Origin of the sequence: Rubritalea sp., from assembly GCF_051252225.1 — a bacterium.
GTDB lineage: Bacteria > Verrucomicrobiota > Verrucomicrobiia > Verrucomicrobiales > Akkermansiaceae > Rubritalea.
In genome coordinates, this window is record NZ_JBPOGE010000005.1 from 96627 (window position 1) to 119698 (window position 23072).

The window sequence follows — 23072 nt, forward strand, 5'->3', positions numbered from 1 at the left end:
TTTGAATATAAATTACTGATCATCATGTCTTCAAATCTGAATGTAGTACTCAAATTACGAGAGTTAGTTTCCGAGCAGCTGATTCCTATTGAACCCTCTTTCTCCGATGATGGAGATTTGTATCAAGAGGGATTGGACTCAATGGCTCTGATGCAGCTCATTTTCTTGATAGAGCAGGAGTTTGATATCCGCTTAGACGCTTCAGACTTAGGACGTGAGAATTTCCAATCATTTTCATCGATAGCTACATTAGTAGTTAACAAAAAGGGATGCGATGGATCAGAGAGCTAATACTCTTGATTTGGTCGATGTCGTAGTGGTGGGGGCTGGTAGCGCTGGTGTTTGCGCCGCGCTGGCTGCAGCTAGAATGGGGAGTAAAGTTATGCTGATAGAAAGGTCTCAGCAGCTTGGAGGTATGGGTAGTTTAGCATTTGTTCATACCTTTTGTGGTCTCTATATGCCCGATATCTCGGAGCCGCCAAAGTTGGCTAATCGAGGGCTCCCGGAAGAAATAGAAAAAGCAATGCGGGAGCGTACTCAGCAATCTGGGCCGGTAAAAATGGGAAGAGTGTATGTCCTTCCTCAGCAACCAGATGTGTTTGATTGCTTGTTAAAGGAACTGGTGGCCGGAGAATCTGAGTATTTAGATCTGCTTCTGAATACTGAGTGTCTGAGTGTGAGTCGAGATGAAGAAGGCTTATTTGTGGTTGGTATATCTTCGGCAAGGGGGAAGCAAACAGTACGCTGTCGTAGTCTTATTGATTGCTCTGCAGATGCGTTGTTAGCCGACTATTTAGGGGCGACTCGAGAGCGAGTGGAACCTGAACGGATACAGAGGCCAGCCTTTATTTTTGCGTTAAGAAATGTAGGAGAGGAAGCTTCTACTGAGGGGTTTAAGATGCGCTTGGCTTTGGATATTGTTCATGCTGTCAGAGCTGGTGAGCTTCCTTCTATAGCGATGGGAACGTCGATCAGGCAATCTCCGTCCCAGGGTGAATATTTCGTGAGTCTCGATCTCGAAACCTCAGAGGGTACGTGGGATCCTTCAGATGTAGGTAATAGGGGAGAAATTAGGGAGGTGGGTGAGCAATTAGCTCAGAGTTTACGCAGGTTTTTCCAGGGAAAGTACCATTGCTTTAAAGACGTTTCCGAGCCGAGGTTTGCCCCAGAAATAGGGGTGAGAGAGTCTTACCGTTGGTCGGGTGAGTACACTCTAACTGAGGATGATTTACTGGAAGGTAAGGCGTTTAAAGATACTGTTGCTTACGCTACTTGGCCAGTCGAACTGCGGGAGGATGCCAAAGGACCTAAGTTTAAATTCCCTAAGACGTCTAAAGTTCCGCAAATTCCTCTTCGTTCGCTAACGAGTAATGAAATTCCTGGAGTTTATTTTGCCGGTCGTTGTCTATCAGCGACCCATGAATCCTTGGCGTCAGTCAGAGTTATGGGGACTTGCTTTGCAACCGGTCAGGCTGCCGGAATGGCCGCTGCAATGTATTCAGAAGGTGTAACAGATAGAGTTGTCCAAGTAGATAGGATCCAAAAAAAGCTTAAAATTGTATCAAATCATATTGAGCCAGTGCACCCACCTAAGTGAGTGTGAGTATACTCGGTAAATCAGCTGTGCATGCCTCAACTGCCAAGTTTCATGGATTCTTTGGCTTATACGCTTGAAATTCGAAGCTGAAAACGCCAGCAATGAGTCACACAATTTGTTCATTTAACTATTTATAAAAATCATGGGACGCGCATTTGAAATCAGAAGAGGAGCAAAAGAGAAACGCTGGGGCAAGATGTCCAAGTTGTTTCCTAAATTAGGTAAATCCATCACGATGGCAGCAAAAGAGGGTGGTGATGATCCTGAGATGAATGCCAAGCTCCGCGCTGCGATAGCTACGGCGAGGGCGGAGAACATGCCTAAAGACAACATCGATAAGGCGATTGCACGTGCAACAGCGAAAGATGCAGTTTCTTATACCGAGATCAACTACGAGGGTAAAGGCCCACATGGTGTTCTTATTTGGGTAGAATGTGCTACTGATAATAACACGCGAACATTTTCTAACATCCGCACAGTTTTCAATAAAAACGGTGGAGGACTACTCCCAACTGGCGGGCTCGAATTCATGTTCACCCGCAAATCTGTGGTGAAGTTTAAGAAGCCAGAGGATAAAGATTTAGAAGAAATTGAGCTGGAGCTTATTGATCACGGTCTCGAGGAAATGGAAGACTTGGGCGAAGAAGTCGTTGTGCTCGGTGACTTCACGAGTTTTGGTTCGCTATCTAAGGCTGTGGAAGAATTGGGCTTAGAGCTTACTAAAGCTGCTCCTGAGCGCATCGCAAATAATTCCGCTGAATTTAGCGAGGAGCAGATTACTGAAATCGAAGTGTTAATCGATAAGCTTGAAGATGATGAAGATGTGCAGAATGTTTTCACTAACATCGCCTAAGATAGTTATACTAAATTTTCTAAAAGCACTCACTTCATGGTGGGTGCTTTTTTGTTAGTGGCACACAGAAATGTGCTGTGGATTTTTTTTACTGAGTTTGAATGTATCGATTGTTGTTTTCTTGGAATTAGCGTACTCTTACAGAGTTGCCACATTGAGTTGGCACCCCTAGTGAACTAATGAATCTAGCAACTAAAGAACCTGGAGTCCAAGCAGCGAAAGCTCTCGTTGTATTGGCGAGTCTTGTGCTTGTGATAGCAGGAGCGAAGGCTGCTACTGATTTTGTAGTTCCTATCTTGTTAGCATTTTTTATCGCGACGGTTTCTTTTCCTATTACTAGCTGGCTCCGAGAGCATCGGGTTCCACGTGGGCTCGCTGTATTTATAACAGTTTTAGTAGACTTTGCCTTCCTTGCTGGCGTGGTCCTTCTAGGGATTATGCTTGTAGGTGAGCTCCAGTCGAAGTGGGAAACAAAGTATTATGATATCACTAGAGACCGTGTAGAGCAGGCTGCGGATAGTACTTCAAACCTCATGGATAGTTGGGGGATGCTAACACAGGGCTCTACTGAAGAAACCAGTGAGCTCGCTGAAAGTGTTTCGGAGGCTCTGGTCATTCCCACTGCAGAAATAGTTAGTGAAGACGATAGTGATATTCTCGATGGAGCATTGGTCGAAGACTCTATCGCTATATCTAATGTGAGTGCTAGGAAGGGTATTGAGATTCTTACTAACGAGCTGCTTAAGTACCTTTCAGTAAATAAGGTGCTTCAGTTAGGTACCGACTTTTTAGGAAAGCTTGTTTCGTTTCTAGGTACCACATTTGTGGTGATGCTTCTCACTGTATTTATGCTGAGCGAGGCGCGTATGTTTGGGCGCCGTTTTAATGCTATTTGTGAGGCTAGAGGACCGAACCTCCAACGCTTGCTCAGTGCTACTAAGGACATTCAGCGTTATCTCGGAATAAAGACTTTGATTTCCCTTATGACGGGCTTTCTTGCTGGTGTTCTCTGTTGGGCTGTAGACCTCGAGTTTCCGCTGCTTTGGGGGATCTTGGCTTTTGCTCTGAACTATATCCCGGCTATTGGGTCGGTGATCGCTGGTATTCCACCAGTCCTGCTATCTCTCTTAGTGTACGGTGACTGGAAGCATGCAGTTATTGTAGCTGGCGGCTACTTGATGATTAATGGACTGTTAGGAAACTTTCTCGAGCCTACTTTGTTAGGTCGGCGTTTTGGTATATCTACTCTAGTAGTCGTGGTTTCCGTTATTTTCTGGGGCTGGATTTGGGGGCCGATTGGGATGCTTTTAGCGGTTCCTCTGACCATGCTGGTAAAAGTAGCTCTAGATAACAGTGCAGACTTTCGCTGGATTGCGGTAGCAATCAGTAAAGAGAATAAAAACGGGGCGGTTGGTTCCGAAGCCCAAATACTCAAGGACGCTGTGATTCAGTCTGCCGAGGCTGAAGGTAAGCGTCTGAAAATTTCGGAAGATACTACGAAGTTAAGCCAGATGTTCCCTAAGTCCTAGTTTCGGACGGAGTACGCTTAGTGAGCTGGACGACCTGCAGATTTTCAGTAACCGATGGTGGCTACTTCAGTGAACTCCATAGCCTTAGGAATTCATTCTGGAACTGACGGACTAGTTTTTTGTGGTTAGTAATTGTCACATTCTCATTGTTCTCAGTAGCTGCTGAGCGAGTCCAATTGTAGCTACCGTTGAGAAGTTTATTGTCATCAGCTATGGCAAATTTGTGATGCATATGCGCATCTGTACGGTCTGCTCTGCATGCGATACCTTTGTTTGCAAGGTAATCGAAGTCTGAACCGAGATCTTCAGATTTATCATTGTCGGAGATGATACGAACTTTCACTCCACGCGCATGGGCGTCGATAATCTTCTCTACGATGCGATTGTCCGTGATGGTGAAGACGCAGATATCTAATGTGCTTTGCGCTTCCCTGATGAATTGTTGAATGCGATGCAGGCAATTTTCGCCGGGGGAGAAATAGGCAGATGATTTTACTTCAGCTTCCTGTGAATAAATCAATTTGATGATCGATTGAAGCCAATCCATGGCGGCCATTTCACCAATTTCACCGATCGATTTCGCGGCGAGGCGAAAGGCGAGTTGCCGCACCTTTGCTTGCTCTGCTACATTTCCGTGAATTCCAGCTAAGAGCTCCTTGAGCTCTTTTCTTTCTGTGCGGGAAATAGAAAAGTCTTCGAGTGAATCTATGAGGACTTGTTCGATATGATGAACTTCGTTCACTAGAATCAAAGGTGGTTGTTAGAGGGCGATACGTGGTTTTCGCTTAGTCGTTCTTCAAGACGCGGATGAAGGCATCCTGGGGAATATTGACCTTACCAATTGCTTTCATCTTCGCCTTCCCTTTTTTCTGCTTCTCGAGAAGTTTACGTTTACGTGAGATGTCACCACCGTAACATTTCGCTGTTACGTTTTTACTCATTGCTGAGATGGATGCGCGGGCGATGATCTTGCCGCCAATAGCAGCCTGAATGGCAACGACAAAGAGTTGGCGAGGGATCACTTCTTTGAGTCTATCACAGAGTTTGCGGCCGTAGCCCTCAGCTTTGTCACGGTGTACGATAGTTGAAAAGGCATCAACCGGCTCTGAGGCGATCAATATATCCATTTTCACCATCTTTGCAGCGCGGTAGCCATTGTGCTCATAGTCCATGGAGCCGTAGCCCTTGGTCATTGATTTCAAGCGGTCGTTGAAGTCTACGAGGATTTCAGCTAAAGGAAGTGTGCAGGTAAGCATGACGCGGAAGTCATCAATGGTCTCTGTGTTTTCCATTTCACCACGTTTGTCCATGGCTAGCTTCATGAGGTCACCTATGTATTCACCTGGAGTCATGATGAAAACGCGTACCATAGGCTCACGGATTTCTTGAATCTGCTGAGCGTCAGGTAACATACATGGGTTGTCTACGATGACATCTTCACCATTGGTTTTGGTCACCTCGTAAATAACGGACGGATAGGTCGAGATGATGTCCATGTTGAACTCTCGACGAAGGCGCTCCTGAATAATTTCCATGTGCAGTAGGCCGAGGAAACCACAACGGAAACCGAAACCTAGAGCTACTGAGGACTCCGCCATGAAGGAGAATGCAGCGTCATTGATTTGTAGCTTAGCTACAGCGACCTTGAGAGCTTCAAAGTCAGATGTGTCGACAGGGTAGATACCTGAGAAAACCATTGGCTGGATTTCCTTGAAACCAGGAAGGGGTTCCGGGCAGGCTTTGTTCGACTCAGTCATGGTGTCACCGATTTTTACATCGTGTGCTGACTTCATGTTGGCAATGACGTAGCCAACATCACCTGCATGAAGTGATTCACGTTTGGTCATTAATGGAGTGAAGACTCCAACCTCTTTGATTTCGTAAGTATTCGCCGTGTGGAAGAGTTTGATTCTAGTTCCACGCTTCATGCTGCCAGAAATGACGCGAACGTAGGAAACGACACCACGGAAGTTATCATAAAGCGAGTCGAAGACAGATGCTCGGAGGAGGTCGTCATCGAATTCGTGAGAAGGTGCTGGGACACGTTCAACGATAGCTTCAAGAATTTCCTCAATACCTATACCTGTCTTCGCTGATGCTGGGATTGCTTCCGATGCAGGGATACAAATAATGTCCTCGAGCTGCTTGTGTACTCTAGGTAGATCACAGGAAGGAAGATCGATTTTGTTGATGACCGGAACAATGTGGAGTTCTTGCTCGTTGGCCAGATGGAGATTAGCCATAGTCTGGGCTTCTACACCTTGTGCGGCATCTACTATGAGAATAGCGCCTTCACATGCTGCAAGCGAGCGGGATACTTCATAGGAGAAGTCAACATGACCCGGTGTGTCTAGAAGGTTAAGCTGATAGGTTTTCCCATCTTTAGCTTTGTAGCTCATCGTGACCGGGTGGGACTTGATCGTGATACCACGCTCGCGCTCCAGGTCCATTGCATCAAGATGCTGCGCTTGATGATCACGCTGCGCAATTGTCTGAGTGAATTCCAGAAGGCGGTCAGAGAGTGTGGTCTTGCCGTGGTCGATGTGTGCGATGATCGAAAAGTTGCGTGTGAGCTCGATGGACATGGTGTGTGATCTCAGAGGTGAATGGAATCAACTGCAGCGTGTCAGTGAGTTCCAGATTTCTTTGTGGACGAAAGAGAAGCCAAGATGGGGTGATTTTACAGCAAAAAGTGAGAAAAACGAAAGCTTGTTGACCGATTCTGAGTCATCGGAGCTCAAGGGCTTGAAGGTGTTTGATGAAATGTTAAGACTGCGGTGTGAAATTCCCGAACACATTACTCGTTTCTGCCAGCTGTTTAATGGCTATAGCCTGTTCGCCAGCAGAGAGATTTTATCAGCCGCAAACAGCAGTTCCAGAAAAACCGTGGTCTGGAACTTCAGGTAAATGGGGGGGGTATAGTGAGCGTAAACTTAGTGACGATAAGCTTGAGATTCAGTTTACAGGGTATAATCAGCCTGCTCCGAGTGGCTGTGCGTACTTTTGTAAAGTAAGAGCCGCTGAGCGTAGTGTGCTTGATGGTCATTGGTATTTCTATGGTGCCGAGCCGAGTACGACTCAAAATATCCAAGAGAGTAATTTTCCTACACGGGTGATTCCAGGGCGCTATGAAGATGTGCCGACAGTGGAGTGGGTAAAGGGGCCTAATGGGCAAGCTGAGCCGATTAATGTTTTCCAGGCAGTGTGGATTCCTCCACAAACAATTCCAGCTCACGCTGAAGTGAATACAGTGAATAGCGCGAGAATGACCATCAACTATGAAGGTCACGGTAAAAAGCACGATGCAGCGGCAATTTTAAGAGCTGCTGAAGGAGGTGCTCAGAAGGTTGGTAAGGTGAAGATCGATCCTCAAGTCGAGGCCCAACTTAAAGCGCGCTAAAGACATTCAGCACATATGAAATACTTTGGGGCGATGGGGTAGATTTTAGGGGCTTAGAGAGAAGTTCCCATCATGTCCCCCATTTTTGCGTAGAGTTCTTGCTGCACAGCGCTGTGTTTGAGGAGGTCGTCCGCGAGCTGGACTTTGCCTTCTTGGAAAATGGTGATGGTGGTGGAGCCGCCGAAGGCGAAGTAGCCTTTTTCTGCTCCTTTAGATATTGGGGTGCCAGCCTTGTACGTTTGGAGGATGGAGCCGACACAAGTCGCACCGATTTCTAGAATGAGGACGCGACCAAGGTCTGGTGTGTCTAATACCGTGCAAGTACGCTTGTTTTCCCACATGTAGGCGAGGTTTTGGCGCAGAGCGATCGGAGAAACTGAGAAGAGCGGGCCATTGATCAAGCGCGTTTCAGAGGGCGTGCCATCACATGGGAAGTGAAACCGGTGGTAATCTACGGGGCAGAGGCGCGAGAGCACGAGGCTGCCATTTTTAAATTGTTCGTAGAGCTTGGCGTCGCCAATAAGTGCGTGTAGATCCCATTTTTGGCCTTTAAGGAACACACCGCTGACTTCTTCGGCGTTCTGGAAACCGAGATGGCGCCCATCTGCTGGAAACACAATATCGCTATCAGCGATCGGGCGGGCTGCGGGTTTGAGTTTGCGGTAGAAGAAATCGTTAAAGTGCCGGAAGCTCTCTGGCGTATCGAGGAAATCGTCTGCATCCATTTGATAGTCTAAGATAAATGGAGCGATCTTTTCTTTGGTTTTTGGCGCGTTCATGCGTTTGCCATACCAAGAGGAAAAGAAGGGACGTTTAACGAAGGCGTGCAGGGCAATTTTTCCAAGTGGATTTCCATAGGCCCATTTTAGGAAAGATTCTCCATAGACCTGCTCGGTTTCGATGCTATTTGTGTAGCGATTAAAGAAAGTAATGGGTTCCACGCCGCGTAGTGTGGGGGAGAGTTTAAGAAATGCAATGCAAGAACAAGACCAGATTTCAGAGAATGAGCATACCCGATTGCCCTTGCAAGTCGGTCGTTCCCGCATTATCGCCAAAGCAGTCATGAAGATCCGTAACATAGCCGTAGGGATGGCGTCGCTCCTTGTGCTTTCCTCCTGTCAGGAAAGCACCCAACCTATTGAGGTTACTGAGACACGTGAGATTTCTAATTATGATAACGAGGGCAATATCGGCGGTGTCATGCCAGCTGATTGGCGTCGCGTTCCAAGTACTAAGTTTCGTGACTACAACTGTAAATTCGGTGAAGACGGCGAAGTTTATTTGTCTATTGCAAATGGTGCTATCAAAGACAATGCCCAGCGCTGGATGAAGCAATTCGGTAGTGACAAGGAAGTGGTGGTGGCCGATCTAGAAACATTTGAGAGTTTCGATGAAGAGGGGGTGATTATCGAGGCAGAAGGAGCTTTCGCTGGGATGCGAGGGATCACGAAAGAGGATGCTGCGCTTTTGGGGATGATGGTGGAAACACGGGGGAATTTAATCACGGTGAAAATGGTCGCCAGTGCGGAGGAAGTAAAAGCGCAACGCGAAAACTTCTTCGCCTTCTGTAAAAGTTTAAAATGGAAATAAGCTGATGGCTAAAAAATCAACGAATCCTCTCGCACGCGTGTTCGCCTTTTTAGGCGGCTTTCATGTGGCAATTATCTGCATGGTCTTGTTGCTTATTCTGACTTGGCTTTCGACGCTCGAACAAACTGGTCCTGGTGGTCTTTATTGGACGCTGCGGAAGTACTTTAGCTTCGATGCCTATGTGGTGCGCCCGACTCTGAATGGTCACGACTTACCCATATTTTTACCTGGTGGTTACTGGGTTTGCGCCTTGTTCACCCTAAACCTGATTATCGGTGGGGTGTTTCGCATTCGTAAGGGTTGGAAGCATGCTCCTGTTTTAGTTTCACACTTCAGTATGGTAATGCTGATGGTGGGGGGGGCGATGACATACCACCAATCTCGTGAAGCCTACATGGAGCTAGAGATCGGTGATAAAGGTAACACGGCCTACAGTCTTACTGAGCTTTCTATTGAAGTTGCCGAAATCAAAGAGGGGGAAAAGCAGAACCCAACGGTGTTGAACTCAGATGTTCTCGCTGGAGTACGCGGGAAGCCGACGGAAAGTAGAGAGATTTTACTGCCTAATATGCCCTTTGATCTTGTGGTGAGTGATTACTTAATTCACGCGAAACTCTATCCAGTCCAAGGAAAGGTGCCTGAAGATGCTGTTATTATCGATGGCTATTATGCGATGGCTGAGACACCTACTGGCTTTGAGGAGAAAAACCTCTCAGCCTGTGTTGTAACGATTAAAGCAAAGCAAAGTGATGAAACTCACCAGCTTCTTCTCTATGAAGGTGTCGGTCACGACGTTACTGCTACGATCGATGGCAAGGTGTATGGCTTCAGAATTCATGGTGAAGTTTGGCCGCAGCCTTTTGACATCCGACTCGATGATTCGCGCGGTGAGAAGCACCCGGGCACAGGTTTGGCAATGACTTATGAGAGCGATGTTACCGCTCTCGATGAGAATGGTAAGGATGCCCTCAAGTTCAAAATCGAGATGAATAAGCCGCTTCGTTACAAAGGGCTTACGTATTACCAGACAACTTGGGATGTGCGAGATGGCACTACCTACTCTGGATTTACGATTAAAACGAACCCCTCTGACCAATGGCCGAAGTATGCCATCTATGTCAGTGGTGTTGCACTCTTCGTGCATTTTATTATTAAACTTTTCGGATTCGTTTCCGCAAGCATAGCAAGGAGCAAAAATGAGCAAAAGTAAGTTAGGACGCTGGGTCGGATTTGTCTTCGCCTTGTTGGTAGTCGTCGGTCTCTTGATGACTACGGCCAAGGATTCGATCATCAAAGGCCCACCCAATGTGGTGGAGGGATATGAAGCTTGGGACAGTGAGTTAGTTCAAGAGTTTGCTTCATTACCTGTACAGGACGGTGGACGCATTAAACCGATTTCTACTTGGGCTGGTTTTGAGCTTCTAGCTGTCAACGGTAAGCGCAAGGTGCGTTTCGAGTCTGGTGATGAGAAGTTTAAACTGACTCCAACGGAATGGATTCTGGATGCGATGTTCCGTGAGGAGTTAGCCAACGAAATGGCTGTGTTCCAAGTCGAAGATGCCAATGTGCTCGACCTCATTGGAGTGGATCATACAAATAAGAAGCGCCGAGATAGATACAGTTTTAAGGACTTTCAGCCTTATCTAGCTGAGCTTGATCGTCTACGAACTGATCTACTTACGAAAAAGCAAGAAGGTGTCGAGTTAGACATCATTGAAGATCAATTTATCGGACTGGATACCAATATAAGAAATTACATTGGATTAACTTCGCATTTCTCACCTGTGCGTTCGCGCATGGCGGATAAGGATAGTTCTCTTACTGATGAACTTCAGAAATTTTCTTCTTGGGTGAAGCGTTGGAATCAGCTCGCTCCACTATTCGCCAGCAGTGCGCAGCAATCACCTGATGGAGCAGACGGCCTAAAAGCTGTGGCAACAAACATAGCGATCCGGGTGGGAGACTCGGTGTATTCTGAAGTCGCTATGATGCCATCTCTGGATGACAAGAACTCAATTTGGCCAAAGCGTGATAACTGGCTGATGGAGTACATGCAGTTCAAGACGGATGCTGATGAAGATCAGTTAGAGTATCTCACAGAGATGGAGACCTTAGCACTTGCTTATGAAGAGGGCGGTCAAGCTGGTTTGTTAGAAGCAGTCAAAGCATACAAAATCAAGGTCTATGCTCTTATGGATGAGCGTGGCGAAGGGGCTACTCTCAAGGGCGAAATGGCGTACTACCGTATGGATTATTTCTACCGATCACTCACACCATTTGTATTGGGTTTTCTCGTAGTATCCTTTGGCTGGATCTCACCTGCGACCCGCTGGGGCCGTGTGTGTAACCGTATCGGATGGGTCTTGTTAGTCATCGGCACAGTTCTCGTTGTGGCTGGTATTATCCACAGAAGTATTTTGATGGGGCGCCCGCCAGTAGGAAACCTCTACGATACCATTCCTTTCATCACTGCGATTGCTATCATTGTCTTAGCATTCATCGAATGGGTGACGAAACGTGGTGTGTGTCTAGGTCTGGCATTTTTCCTAGCAGCCCTAGGAATGTTCCTGGCGATGTGGTATGAAGAGTCTAAGGGCGTGGACCCAATGAACCCGCTTATCGCTGTGTTACGCTCGAACTTCTGGTTAGCGACTCATGTGACCACGATCACGATCGGTTATGCGGGCGGTCTACTCACTGCCGGCTTGGCGCATGTGTATATTTTTGCACGCTTATTCAATATCGATGAAGGCGACAAATCGTTCCGTCGCTTCATGACACGTATCGTGTACGGCGGTGTGTGTTTCACTCTTTTCTTTAGTTTGGTCGGAACCATTCTCGGTGGTGTCTGGGCGAACGATTCCTGGGGCCGTTTCTGGGGCTGGGATCCAAAGGAAAATGGAGCGCTACTTATTGTGCTTTGGACCTTGATTATTCTGCATGCACGGATGGCTGGGTACATTAAAGAATGGGGAATCCACATTTGTGCTGTATTCGGAGCTATTTTAGTAACTTTCTCATGGTGGCATGTGAATTTCTTAAGCATTGGTCTCCACAACTATGGTTTCACTGCCGGTGACGGACTGAAAGCAATCTGGTCATTCTACGCGCTTGAAGTGCTAGTGATGGTTCTAGGAATCAGCTATGCGTGGTACGAAAACGCAAAAAAGAAACAGCTGAAGGCGTCCTAATCACTCTCTATATCATTTAAGTAGCTCATAATATGGGCTACTTTTTATTTGAAGCGGTAAAGGGTCGTAGGCCTTGTCGGTTTTCTGCGATGTAGCTAGGAGTTGAGCAATTTTTGTGTCGTTAGATACGAAATATGCACATAGCTGGAATTCTCTTTTTTGGCTGTGTTCGATGACATAGAACAAGAGTTGTGAGTACAAAGCTACAACTTGTCGCCGCCGAGCCCTATCGGCTGTTTTTTCCGATGGCGCTGTTGGCTGGAGTAGTGGGAGTCATGCTGTGGCCCTTGTTCTACTGGCAGTGTATTGAGTTTTACCCAGTACAGGCTCACACGCGATTAATGATTGAGGGGTTTGTCGGTGGTTACGCCATTGGCTTTCTAGGGACGGCGATGCCTAAAATGCTTTCTGCGCCGTCACTGAAATTATGGCAAGTGATGAGTTTGGTGTTGGGTTATTTCGGTTATTGCATCGCTCACGGTGCTGGAAGTAATCAGCTAGGTGACGGAATTTTTGCAGTTAGTCTGAGCTTCATGTTAGTTTGTTTCTGGACGCGATTTCAGAAACGCAAGTCTGCAACGGCTCCACAAATGGTACTGGCCGTCATGGGTATATTATGTGGAGTTTTTGGGGCTGCGTGGTGGGCGTTTTTTGTGCCATCAGAACACTTTTATGTGACTGTGTTTGCGCAGCGCTTGCTCTATCAGGCGTTCATTTTGTTACCCATTTTAGGAATAGGGAGCTTCTTCTTTCCAATGGTGCTGGGAGTGAAAAAGGAGGGAATAAAAAGTACTAAGGCTTGGCGAGTAAAAGCTGGAGAAAGTATTGTTGTCGGTGTTTTGATTCTTCTCACTTATTGGGTCGAGGTGCATGGACAGCAACGAGCTATGGCGTGGACACGATTTCTAGTTTGTTTCATCTGGCTGATTAAAGAAAGTGGCTGGCTTAAGCGCACTGGAACGAAGGGCGTGATGGCGTATTCACTGCGAGCGGGAATTGTTTGCCTGCTTGGTGGGATGGTCGCTATCGGCGTGCTAGACCAGCAACGAATCGCACTAGAGCACACGCTCTACATTGGCGGGTTCGGGCTCATCGCTATGATCGTGGGCACACGCGTCATTTATGGGCACAGTGGACAGGGGGGGGAGTTTCAGAGCTGGGGTAAGCTCCTCGTAGCAAGTACTGCGCTTTTATTGTTAGCAATGGCAACAAGGGTTTCAGCTGACTTCATGCCCGCTATACGAACGACGCACCACATCTACGCGGCCTTCTGCTGGGTATTGGTCAGCATTATTTGGGGATTTTCTGTGTTTCCTTTCATCCATCGTCGACCAATCACGGTAAAAGCTAAAGCTGCTGCGCCTGTGAAATCGGTGTTGGATATGAATTTTAGGAAGAAATGAGAATTGGAGAGTAAGACTAACTGAATTGTTTTAGCTGCTCTGGGAATGGGCAGTTTTCGCATTCAGTGACGTCTTCGAGACAGAAATCGTGATAAATTTGGAGCAGTGCTTGGTGCTGCCAAGCGTAGCGAAGCCACTTCTTTTTGTCGGGGCGCTGACCGAAGAGGCGAGTTGATGCCCGATTGACTGACTCACTGAGAGCAGGAGCGGGAAAGCTGAGATACTGATTCCACGCTCTATCATCTCCCTCCGCTATGCGAAGTGGGAGAAGGTGATTGATTAACAGGTCACGCACTCTGTCCTTGCCGATTAGGGAGAGTTTCTTGTCACTGCGTTTTGATGTGAGGGTGTAGTGATGAGACCAAAATGGATCAGTGAGCTGTCCGAGCCACTCCATGCAGCGATCGGACTGGGAACTGAGTTTACGGAAGGTCGGCCAGTGCTGTGCAATTAATGCGAGGGCTGCAAGTCGGCGCTGTGGGTGATTGATAGGTCGTATACCTGTGAAGCTCCATTTGATAGACCTTGCAGAGCTCAGTTCGTGTTGTTGGCGGTGCTGCCACCATGATTGCCATAATTCTTCTAACCATTGCTGCGAGTCGGCAGGGGCGTCTTTGTGAATATCTGGGTGTAAGAAGCCTGCTGTGCCGAACAAGAGGGCTGAACTGATTGGCGAATGCTGTTTAAGAAAATGAATGGGAAGCCTTTGAGCGAGTTGGCTCATTGCATTTTTATTAGGTCGATAGCCTAGGGTTTCAGCTATTGCGATCCACAGAGCTTGATCACTTCCGTGCACTTCTTGAATTCTGTTTAGCCGTCTAGCCTTTAGTTGACATCGATGTTTAGCTGCTTTTTTTAGCAGTGAATCTACAGAGTCATCTGAGAGCTGTTCGAGGGGTTGATAGCACCTTCCGATATGTGCTGTCGCGCTAGCGTGACGTGGGTGTTGCAGAGCTTCTCTAACAAGGTCGATAGGGATGACAACTTTGGTGATATCACTATGATTTTCAGTCCTAGAGAACTGGGTGGGAACAGAGTCATTTAAAACGACGTGCAGGATGACATCGTTGAATACTGGATTGGTGTCGTGGCCGTGTTGAACCCAATCGCTGGCGTGGGTGTCTAGTTCGATAGGGCCCGATGAGCTTATGCCGTCGATTTCTACGGAGCAATGTAGAAAGTCTGGACCAGCAGTACGATTCCAGAAACCAAATTGTCTTATACTAACTGCCTGTCCAGTGGTGCTGGTAAATTCGCGGCCGAACTGACCATTGAACCAGAGAGCTTGGAGGCTGAGCTCGTCGGGAAGTTCCAGTGGTGGAGCTTCAGCGAGGAGAGTGGGGAAGCTGTGATGTAAGAGTTGGGAGTAGCATTGCATTGGGAGTATTTAATAGGGCTACAGTTATTTTTGAGTGCTATCCGGCTTTCTAGGTTGTGCGGCTGGAGGCGGTGGCGGGTTGAGTATGTTCAGCATAGCTTTGACCGCCTTGGCAGCAGGTTCGTTTTCATTGCCAATTACGATCGATTCAAGAGCATCAACGGCCTGCGCCTTTTGGCCTTCGCTGCGGAATAGATTAGCGAGATGTAGTGTTGTGCGAATTTTGTCACTAGCATCTGGGTACTTACTTAAAGCTGGGTAGAAGAATGAAAGAGCACCTTTGTTGTCTTTCTTAGAAAGCTTCCATAGACCTAAGACTTCGTAAAATCGTGCATCATTTTTCTGAATAGCGGCAGTCTGTAGTCGGCGACTGATTTTTTCATCATCATCCTTCCATGCTCTGAATGCGAGGCTAATGGCGCGATAGGTTTTGTCCTCTTCTGCCACTTCACCAGAACTACTGATGTGCTTAAATGGTTGATATAGAGGGTCGCCAATAGAGACGTTCATCCATGAGAAAGCAGGGATGGACATAGTGGCTGCTTCGATGAAAGTGTAGCCTTCAATTAAGCGCTCGTTGAGAATATCAAAATGATGCGTGAGGTCGAGGTAGGGTTCATACACATTGCCTACCGTGGCTGCAGCGCCAGCGTTTAAGATGGGTCCTACCCAGTTTGTTTTGAGGTTGCGTAAGTTGCTGGCACTAAATGAGTGTAGGTGCATTGCCACAGCTCCTCTTTTGAATCTAAACTCAGGATCTAACAAGAAACCATTTTTGTGCGAGGTGTACCATCCATAGTAGAGTGCTGCATCACGCATTGGGTAATTTGTGAGATAGGTTTGTTTATTGCGATCAATGACGGTGGGAATCCCTTTTTCCCAATTGAATTGATAGATGTTCTCTAACCAATCATCGCCAATCTGATAGTTAGCTCCTTTCAGCGCTTGGTCGAGATAGCACATGCCCCAGAGTCCTTGTTTTTCTGTAGCGATAGCGTCATCGATGAGACGTTTGGCTATCTCTGGTGACGGACCATCGATACGGCCCACCATGACATAGGGGATGAATTTTTTATCGTTTGGGAAGCTGGTGTTCTGTTTGAAGTAAGGATTAGGTACTGCACCTTTTAGTGGTAAATTTTGGACGCCAAATGTGCTGAGTTCGGAATCAACAGCAGCTTTGTTAGAGCGTTCAATGATGTGGAGCTTATCACTTTCTTCTTTAGGGATGGCGACCTGTTGTATACCGAACGGTACGCCATAGACGCAGACAAGGAGGCGGATTTTGCTGTCAGTAGGGATAATGAATCCGTCGCTAGTTTTTTGAAGCTTCCACCAGCGGTTGTGGCTGAAGTGGCGACGTAATGGGCCTTCGATAGTTTTCTGATATTGCTCACGGCTGATATGACCAGAATTTGGAGTGTCGAGGCCAACGAGATTATCTAAGGGGATGTTCCTCTGTTTTGCATAATAGAATGCGAGTTCGGAAGACTCCTTCATATTACTATTGTAGAGAATAGCGATAGAGGTGGGGTCGATGCTTGGCTTGGCTATCGACCAAACTGAGCTGAGGACTAATAAAAGAATGCTTAGGTATTTCATATACAACGACGCGTTAGTCTAACTGAAGGGTATCGTAAGCGAAACGAATATTTGAAGGGAGTTTCGATTCTTCTGTTAAGTAGTCTGTTTCGTGTGAGATATGCGTCAGCCATGTTTGTTTTGGCTGAATGCGCTGTGCGATCTCAACCGATTCTTGGATCGACAGATGTGTGGGATGTGGCTCTGGTCGGAGTCCGTCGATGATAAAGTGATCAAGGCCAGTGAGGAGGGCTAGTGTACTTTCAGGGATTTCTTTGACGTCAGGAATGTAGGCTATGCTGGGTTGTCCGGGTTCATCGAAGCGGAATCCTATCGTTTCCACTGAGCCGTGGAGCACAGGAAGTGGAGTAATCTTGGTTTGGCCTAACATGAATGGTCGGGAGACCGGATTTGCAGCTGGCTTAATGTAACCTTTATAGACATTTTTAGGCGTGAATGCCCAAGCAAAGATTCGAGCGAGTTCATCGAGACATGCCTTACTAGAATACATGGGGAGTGGGGTATCTCGTCGCCAGCAGTATGCGCGGAGCTCATCAAAACCTGTAATGTGGTCAAGATGGCAGTGGGTGTAGAGGACGGCGTCAACCTTACGTAAATTATGACGGAGTGCTTGTTGGCGGAGGTCTGGGCCAGAGTCGATCAAGATAGAATGTGTGCTGGTCTGAATGTGTACAGATGCACGCATGCGATCGTTTTTAGGGTCATCAGAAGTACAGCTTGAGCAATCGCATCCGATCACGGGGATGCCTACAGAAGTCGATGTGCCAAGAAAGGTGAGAGTCGTTTTCAATACGTAGTCATCTTAGGTGTGAGAAGTGCCATTTGAAAAGGGTCATTTCGAAGTGATGTGCAGTTGCTAAGTCAATATCGGCTGTTTAGTCTGCTGCATCATCAAACTATGTTAACACATATCTCTATTAAAAATCTCGCTCTTGTAGATCAATTGAGCTGGCAGTTAGGTAAGGGCCTTATTGGAGTAACAGGGGAGACTGGTGCTGGTAAGTCAGTGATCGTTGGAGCTTTAAAGCTCGTGTTAGGTGAGCGTGCGACGAAGGGAATGATTCGTACTGGAGAGAGTTCCTGCACGGTAGAGGCTGTTTTTGAGTTAAAGAATGTAGGAGAGATCAACCGGATTCTTGAAGATGCCGGAATTGAAGCTTGTGATGGGAATCAGCTAATTATCCGGAGAGTTCTAGGTCAGAGCTCTAATAAACAATGGGTGAATAATAGCTCGGCCACAATTAACGTTTTAAAAAGTCTTGGTGAGCATCTGGTCGACCTGCATGGCCCACATGATCATCAATCCTTACTTTCGGTAGAGCGACAACTCGCGATGTTAGATGCCTATGCGTCTGTACAAAATGAGAGGGAAGCATACCGGGGAGTGTATGCCAAATGGCGGTCGAAGCGTTCTGAGCTTGAGAGCCTTCAGAAAAGTGAACAGGCGAACGAGCAGGAAATAGATCTGCTGCGTTTCCAGGTAAATGAAATAGATGAAGCGGAACTGAAACCCGCTGAAGAGTCTGAGATAGAAGAGCGCTATAAGAGGGCTTCTAATAGCACGCGTTTGGTTGAATGCTCAGGGCAGATTGCTGGTATTTTAGCACATGAAGTGAACGAGCGACTCAGCGAAGTGCAGAAACTCGCGAGAGAGTTAGAACATATTGACAGCGGTTCGGTAGAACTTCTCGGTGGTCTATACTCCGCGATTGTAGAGCTTCAGGAACTAGAGCGAAGCATGGCTGACTATAGTGAGTCACTAGATATCGATCCCTCTGAAGCATTGGCTTTAGAGAATAGAATTAACACTTTTGAAACACTGAAGCGTAAATATGGTCCAAGTCTTGAAGACGTGCTAGAGCATCACGCTAAGGCAAGTGAGCGCCTGGATACGATTGAGAACCGTGGAGATAAGATAGATGCACTCAAATCTGAGGTTCAGAGCCTAGCCGATAAGGTTCAAACTGCTGGAGCTAAGTTAGGAGCCAAGCGCAAGAAGTTTGCTCCTAAGCTGGCGAAAGAAATAGCGCATCATATCAAAGAGCTAGGCTTCAAGCAGGCCTCATTTGAGTTAGATATTGTGCCACATACAGAAGCGAGCGCCAATGGGTTAGAAGGTGTGGATTTCCAGTTTGGACCCAACCCTGGTGAGCCACTCAAGCCGCTGAGACAAGTTGCTTCGAGCGGTGAAATTTCACGTGTGATGCTGGCTGTGAAAAGTGCCTTGGCTGAACAAGATGCGACACCGCTGATGGTGTTTGATGAGATTGACGCCAATGTTGGCGGTGAGATTGCGCGTGCAGTGGGAGAGAAAATGGCGGTGCTAGGGCAGAAACATCAAGTTGTCTCTATTACGCATTTCCCTCAAGTTGCTGCTGTGGCCGCTGAGCATTTCGTGGTGGAAAAGCTGGTTGAAGGCGGGCGCACTCGATCCACATTAGTCGCTGTGACTGGAGAACAGCGCATTGCTGAACTAGTAAGAATGTTAGGTGGCGGAGACGGCGTACAAGCGAGAGCGATGGCTGAAAGCTTACTCGTTTAGGAGTCCTTTTCAACTAGCTTAGGCTCAATAGGCGCGTGAGCTAGAGCAGAGAATGCAGAGGAGCTCTGCTGATCTTTAGAAGACTCACTGACTCGGATCGTCCAGCGGTAGAGTTCTTGGTCTTTATAACCTAGATATTCAGCTAAGTCAGAAAGCCCTTGAGAGCACTTAATGGTGATTGTGTTCGTACCGTTGTTGAATTTTCCTTGGCTAAACTGAAGGGTGTGTGGATCTCCAATCACGGTCTGATCTAAATCATTGAGATCCTTATTTTTTCCGAAAAGGGCACGAAGTGAACCTGAAGTACTGTCAGGTTCGAGGGCGATAGTGGCGTATGGGAAAACCTTCTTAGTGATGGGGTCTTCTTGCCAATGAGTTACTATGCTTTCGATACCGGCAAACTTACCGGTAGCGGGTAGATTATCAGCGTAGCTGGCTTCACTAGTAACTTCGTAGGACTTATAGAAGTAGCTAATAAAAAATGAGGCAACAGCGACTAACAGAAGCACAGCTGCCGCCATGGAGATTTTTTCAATTAGGCTGCTAGGAGTTTTTTTTGCCATAGGAGTTATGAGGATAAAGAGAAAAGGCGTGCTACGCGAGCACGCCTTTTAGGATGAATGTTAGAAGCCGAGTTTTGATCGCACGAGGTCAGTGGCCATCTTTGGGTTGGCTTTTCCTTTAGATGCTTTCATTACTTGTCCAGTGAACCAGTTTGCTGCTTTTGCATTGCCTCCTTTGACTTCAGCCACTTTTTCAGGGTTCGCGGCGATGAGTTCATCGACAATCCCTTCAATTTCGGAGTTGTCAGCAGGTTCGAATCCGAGAGCCTTGGCTACATCAGCTGGCTGTTTCTCTGGTTCATCCCAGAGTACAGTGAAGACTTCTTTCGCTTGATTGTTAGAAATGGTTCCTGCTTCGATGAGATCAACCAGTCCGCCGAGTGATTCAGGCTTGAGCGGGTTCTCTTTGATAGTGAGGAAGGTCTCATTGAGTTTTCCTAGGACGGAGTTGATAATCCAGTTGGCAATCTTTTTGCCAAACTTGGAGCCCTTAGCTGCAGCTTCGAAGTAGTCTGCTAGAACCAAGTCACTAGTAAGTACCCCAGCATCGTATTCAGAGACTCCGTAGTCTGCAACGAAACGGTCGCGCTTGTCGTGTGGAAGCTCAGGGACGAAAGGTCTCATTTTTTCAACGAGATCTACTGTGTTCACTGGAAGGAGGTCAGGCTCAGGGAAGTAGCGGTAATCATGGGAATCTTCTTTGATACGCATGACTGATGTCTGACCAGTGCTAGGATCCCAGCGGAGTGTTGCTTGGATTTGCTCAATACCCATATCAAGTTCTTCGATCTGACGGTCGATTTCGTAGTAAATGGAAGAACGTACCGCTGAGATGGAGTTGAGGTTTTTGATCTCTAGCTTGGTGCCGAGTTCGTCTGTGCCTTTTTTGCGAACGGAGATGTTTACATCACAGCGCATTTGACCTTTTTCCATGTCGGCATCGGAAATTTTACCATACTGAAGAATCTGCTGGAGTGACTTGAGGTAAGCATATGCTTCTTCTCCACAGTCGAGATCTGGCTCGGTGACGATCTCCATGAGTGGAGTGCCAGCACGGTTATAGTCGATAGTAGAAGCGTTCGCAAGATGAGTAGATTTAGCCACATCTTCTTCGAGGTGAATGCGGTTCATCTTCACTACTTTACCTGGGTTCGGAATGCTTTTCTGAATATCCTTGTGGTAAGCGAGATCGTAGAGTGGTACGCCGCCGCCGCCGCAGAGAGGGAGGTCGAACTGAGTTAGCTGAAAGTTCTTTGGCATATCCGGATAGAAGTAATTCTTACGGTCCCATTTAGAGATTTCCGGAGTTGTGCAGTTGAGGAGCATGCCCGCGAGAATAGTCTGCTCGATAGCGTGCTTGTTAAGAACTGGAAGAGCACCAGGTAGGCCAAGACAAACTGGGCATACATTGGTGTTAGGTTCGTGACCGTAACCAGCGCGGCAGGAACAGAACATTTTACTCTCCGCCGTGATTTGGCAGTGAACTTCTAGGCCGATAGTGGCGATGTAGTCTTCTCTTGGCATGACTAAATTTGAAATTTATAAGTTAGAAATTGAAATGAGGTGGGTCAGCACCTGTGCTTTGTTGGTGATGGTCTAGCGGAGCTTGAGCGCTTGTTCAATATCGATCTGAGCGATTGCATCATTCAGTTCCGGATCTTCGAGTAAGCTGGTGAACTCTGGATTGGTTAAAATAGCGGAGGTGTCACCGTTTTCAATACTTAGTCGAACTTCTTGTGATTGCAGTAGGTTCTGAATTTTTGGGTGCTGAAGGGTCTCTGCGATGATTGGATCTTGCGAGAGTTGTTTGATCTTATCTGGTGCCACCACTTGCATGATGACGAGCTTAGAAAGGTTTTGGCTCGCGCTTTTGTTGAGGTCGAAAAGTCGAGTGACTTGAATGACTATGGGAGAGTTTACTATGTCGTATTTGAGTTTGGCTAGATCGGGGAGCTCTTCGGGAGCTGCTTCTGTCGCTTGTGCTATCCAGTAGTCGATTTCGGCTCGAGTGCCTTTATCTACGAGTTTATTTAGTCCGAAAAAGCAAAGTACGAAACCCATCGCAAAGCCAGTAAGTAGCCCGGTGATTCCGGAGCCTTTCTTACGCTCCTCTTCATTAGAAAATGGATTTGAGAAAAAGTCCGTAATTGTTTTTAATAACAAAAAGGCGGCTATAGCGGCTGCTAAGGCGCAGGCATATTCCCCATACTCGGGCATCGTAGGCCAGATACCCAAGAGGGCCGGATAGCCAAACTTATAGCCAGCTCCTGCAGCTACCAATGTGCCCAGTAGGCAGAAAAATCCATAGAGCATTTTTAATGCCCCTTTGGCGAAACCAAAGGCTGCAAAGGCAATGACCACAATAAGGATCAAACCTGAGATGCCAATTTCACCAAAATTCATTAAGATGAATGAAATATTAGGCAGCGGTGGGAGTCGATGTTAAAGAGCGGGAAAGTGGCTACCAGACATAAGAAAGTCCAGCAGCTAGGGTGTTACTATCGAAGCTTTTATCGGTCTGTGTGCGGGTGCCCACGTAGGCAATTTTCGCACCAAATTGGCGGGTGAACGAATAACCTGCAGCAAGTGAGAAGGCTAGGTTCTCACCTGCATCGTCTTTGTTGTTGCCATTGATTTCACTTTGTCCACCGATACCATAGCCTATGCTTGAGCTTACCCATACACCTGGTTGGTGAGTGTAAATAACATGAGTCTGGAATGCCCAGAAAGGGTCTTGTTGGAGTTCTGAACCTTGCCAGAAATCGTCGTTGTCAGTATAAATCCAAGCCGATGCAGATGCTTCATAAGTGAATTTCTTGCATTGGTGGGTGATGCCAACTTGAGGGCGAATGGTGAAGCGATTGGAACCTATATTAATGAGCTGATCTTCTGAGTAAGCTCCTGTTGGTAGTTGGAGAATAACTGCCGCTCCGACCATGGTGTCACTTTGGTAAACAGATTTTCGGTATTCCGCGAATGCTTTACCTTTTAGTGGAGGGGCTCCATAGAGAATAGACGAAAAGCGAAGGACTGTGTCAGTCAGGCCTTGTCGATACACGGAAGCCTCTTCGCCTTTGAGGATACCGCGGTACATGCCATCTTGATAGCCTTGGCCGAGTTCGAATCGTGAGGATTTACCTAGGAAATCGAAGGTGCGGATATAGCGTATAGCCACAGTTTGAAGTTCGAGTTCTAGGTCTTCGACCTGCAAGACTGGATCAAGAAAAATGTCTGCCTTTGTATGTGCATAGCCGATACCAGTAATGTTTGTATCAACTGGAAGGTGGCTCCAGCGACGCGGGGTGAGTTCCTGAGCTAAACCCGAGCAAAGACTGAGGAAAAAGAGTAGGGCGCAAAGTTTCATTTTCTCGAGCTGTAAAATAAAACACCCTGCAGAGTTGCCAATGCAGGGTGTTGAAAGTTG

The 23072-nt window shown here is 47.1% G+C and carries 20 protein-coding genes; 10 read left to right on the forward strand and 10 right to left on the reverse strand.

Annotated elements, in window-relative coordinates; translation table 11 throughout:
- The first annotated feature begins 24 nt into the window (after positions 1-24).
- From ACSHX2_RS06865 to ACSHX2_RS06880, 4 genes are all read left to right on the forward strand, one after another.
- On the forward strand, positions 25-291 hold the full coding sequence (locus tag ACSHX2_RS06865) for an acyl carrier protein (protein WP_435691881.1): 267 nt from the start codon (positions 25-27) through the stop codon (positions 289-291).
- A complete protein-coding gene (locus tag ACSHX2_RS06870) occupies positions 275-1597 on the forward strand; it encodes an FAD-dependent oxidoreductase (RefSeq protein ID WP_435691883.1) in 1323 nt (440 codons plus the stop codon). The genes ACSHX2_RS06865 and ACSHX2_RS06870 overlap by 17 nt, the downstream gene beginning before the upstream one ends.
- A gap of 142 nt (positions 1598-1739) precedes the next feature.
- Complete coding sequence (locus tag ACSHX2_RS06875; RefSeq protein WP_435691885.1) at positions 1740-2450, forward strand: YebC/PmpR family DNA-binding transcriptional regulator; 711 nt, start codon at positions 1740-1742, stop codon at positions 2448-2450.
- Between the two features lie 179 nt (positions 2451-2629).
- Positions 2630-3979: an AI-2E family transporter gene (locus ACSHX2_RS06880; RefSeq protein ID WP_435691887.1), complete on the forward strand. Its 1350-nt coding sequence runs from the start codon at positions 2630-2632 to the stop codon at positions 3977-3979.
- Between the two features lie 61 nt (positions 3980-4040).
- Here the strand turns inward: ACSHX2_RS06880 and ACSHX2_RS06885 are convergent, their stop codons facing one another.
- Positions 4041-4721, reverse strand: a complete 681-nt coding sequence (locus ACSHX2_RS06885) for a phospholipase D-like domain-containing protein (protein ID WP_435691889.1) — start codon at positions 4719-4721, stop codon at positions 4041-4043.
- Between the two features lie 43 nt (positions 4722-4764).
- Positions 4765-6564: a translation elongation factor 4 gene (lepA, locus tag ACSHX2_RS06890; RefSeq protein WP_435691891.1), complete on the reverse strand. Its 1800-nt coding sequence runs from the start codon at positions 6562-6564 to the stop codon at positions 4765-4767.
- A 194-nt stretch (positions 6565-6758) separates the two neighbouring features.
- Here lepA and ACSHX2_RS06895 point away from each other — a divergent pair, with 194 nt between their 5' ends.
- The gene (locus tag ACSHX2_RS06895) at positions 6759-7379 is read left to right on the forward strand and encodes a hypothetical protein (protein ID WP_435691893.1); all 621 of its coding nucleotides are present in this window, start codon (positions 6759-6761) and stop codon (positions 7377-7379) included.
- A 53-nt stretch (positions 7380-7432) separates the two neighbouring features.
- On the opposite strand, the gene asd is transcribed toward ACSHX2_RS06895, so the two are convergent.
- On the reverse strand, positions 7433-8320 hold the full coding sequence (gene asd, locus ACSHX2_RS06900) for an archaetidylserine decarboxylase (RefSeq protein ID WP_435691895.1): 888 nt from the start codon (positions 8318-8320) through the stop codon (positions 7433-7435).
- A 34-nt stretch (positions 8321-8354) separates the two neighbouring features.
- On the opposite strand from asd, the gene ACSHX2_RS06905 reads away from it, so the two are divergent.
- The 4 genes from ACSHX2_RS06905 (at position 8355) to ACSHX2_RS06920 (ending at position 13563) form a co-directional block, all read left to right on the forward strand.
- Positions 8355-8969: a hypothetical protein gene (locus ACSHX2_RS06905; protein ID WP_435691896.1), complete on the forward strand. Its 615-nt coding sequence runs from the start codon at positions 8355-8357 to the stop codon at positions 8967-8969.
- Positions 8970-8973: 4 nt separating this feature from the next.
- A complete protein-coding gene (locus ACSHX2_RS06910; RefSeq protein WP_435691898.1) occupies positions 8974-10179 on the forward strand; it encodes a cytochrome c biogenesis protein ResB in 1206 nt (401 codons plus the stop codon).
- A complete protein-coding gene (locus ACSHX2_RS06915; protein WP_435691900.1) occupies positions 10166-12160 on the forward strand; it encodes a cytochrome c biogenesis protein in 1995 nt (664 codons plus the stop codon). The genes ACSHX2_RS06910 and ACSHX2_RS06915 overlap by 14 nt, the downstream gene beginning before the upstream one ends.
- 191 nt (positions 12161-12351) lie before the next feature.
- Positions 12352-13563: an NnrS family protein gene (locus tag ACSHX2_RS06920; RefSeq protein ID WP_435691902.1), complete on the forward strand. Its 1212-nt coding sequence runs from the start codon at positions 12352-12354 to the stop codon at positions 13561-13563.
- Between the two features lie 16 nt (positions 13564-13579).
- On the opposite strand, the gene ACSHX2_RS06925 is transcribed toward ACSHX2_RS06920, so the two are convergent.
- From ACSHX2_RS06925 to ACSHX2_RS06935, 3 genes are read right to left on the reverse strand one after another with little or no spacing between them, the layout of a single operon-like run.
- Entirely contained in the window at positions 13580-14941 is a 1362-nt protein-coding gene (locus ACSHX2_RS06925) for a DUF2851 family protein (protein WP_435691904.1), read from the reverse strand.
- A gap of 24 nt (positions 14942-14965) precedes the next feature.
- Positions 14966-16543 (reverse strand): TIGR03790 family protein, encoded by a 1578-nt coding sequence (locus ACSHX2_RS06930; protein WP_435691905.1) that lies wholly within the window; start codon positions 16541-16543, stop codon positions 14966-14968.
- 13 nt (positions 16544-16556) lie between these two features.
- Positions 16557-17333, reverse strand: coding sequence for an MBL fold metallo-hydrolase (locus ACSHX2_RS06935; protein WP_435691907.1), 777 nt, complete (start codon positions 17331-17333; stop codon positions 16557-16559).
- A 108-nt stretch (positions 17334-17441) separates the two neighbouring features.
- Between ACSHX2_RS06935 and recN the strand changes: the two genes are divergently transcribed.
- Positions 17442-19085, forward strand: coding sequence for a DNA repair protein RecN (gene recN, locus ACSHX2_RS06940; RefSeq protein WP_435691909.1), 1644 nt, complete (start codon positions 17442-17444; stop codon positions 19083-19085).
- Here recN and ACSHX2_RS06945 read toward each other — a convergent pair.
- The 4 genes from ACSHX2_RS06945 to ACSHX2_RS06960 form a co-directional block, all read right to left on the reverse strand.
- The gene (locus tag ACSHX2_RS06945) at positions 19082-19648 is read right to left on the reverse strand and encodes a hypothetical protein (protein WP_435691911.1); all 567 of its coding nucleotides are present in this window, start codon (positions 19646-19648) and stop codon (positions 19082-19084) included. The two genes, recN and ACSHX2_RS06945, sit on opposite strands and share 4 nt — an antisense overlap.
- A gap of 60 nt (positions 19649-19708) precedes the next feature.
- Positions 19709-21172, reverse strand: coding sequence for an Asp-tRNA(Asn)/Glu-tRNA(Gln) amidotransferase subunit GatB (gene gatB, locus ACSHX2_RS06950; RefSeq protein ID WP_435691913.1), 1464 nt, complete (start codon positions 21170-21172; stop codon positions 19709-19711).
- Between the two features lie 72 nt (positions 21173-21244).
- Entirely contained in the window at positions 21245-22051 is an 807-nt protein-coding gene (locus ACSHX2_RS06955; RefSeq protein WP_435691915.1) for a hypothetical protein, read from the reverse strand.
- Positions 22052-22109: 58 nt separating this feature from the next.
- Positions 22110-23012 (reverse strand): transporter, encoded by a 903-nt coding sequence (locus ACSHX2_RS06960; protein WP_435691916.1) that lies wholly within the window; start codon positions 23010-23012, stop codon positions 22110-22112.
- Between the last annotated feature and the right edge of the window lie 60 nt (positions 23013-23072).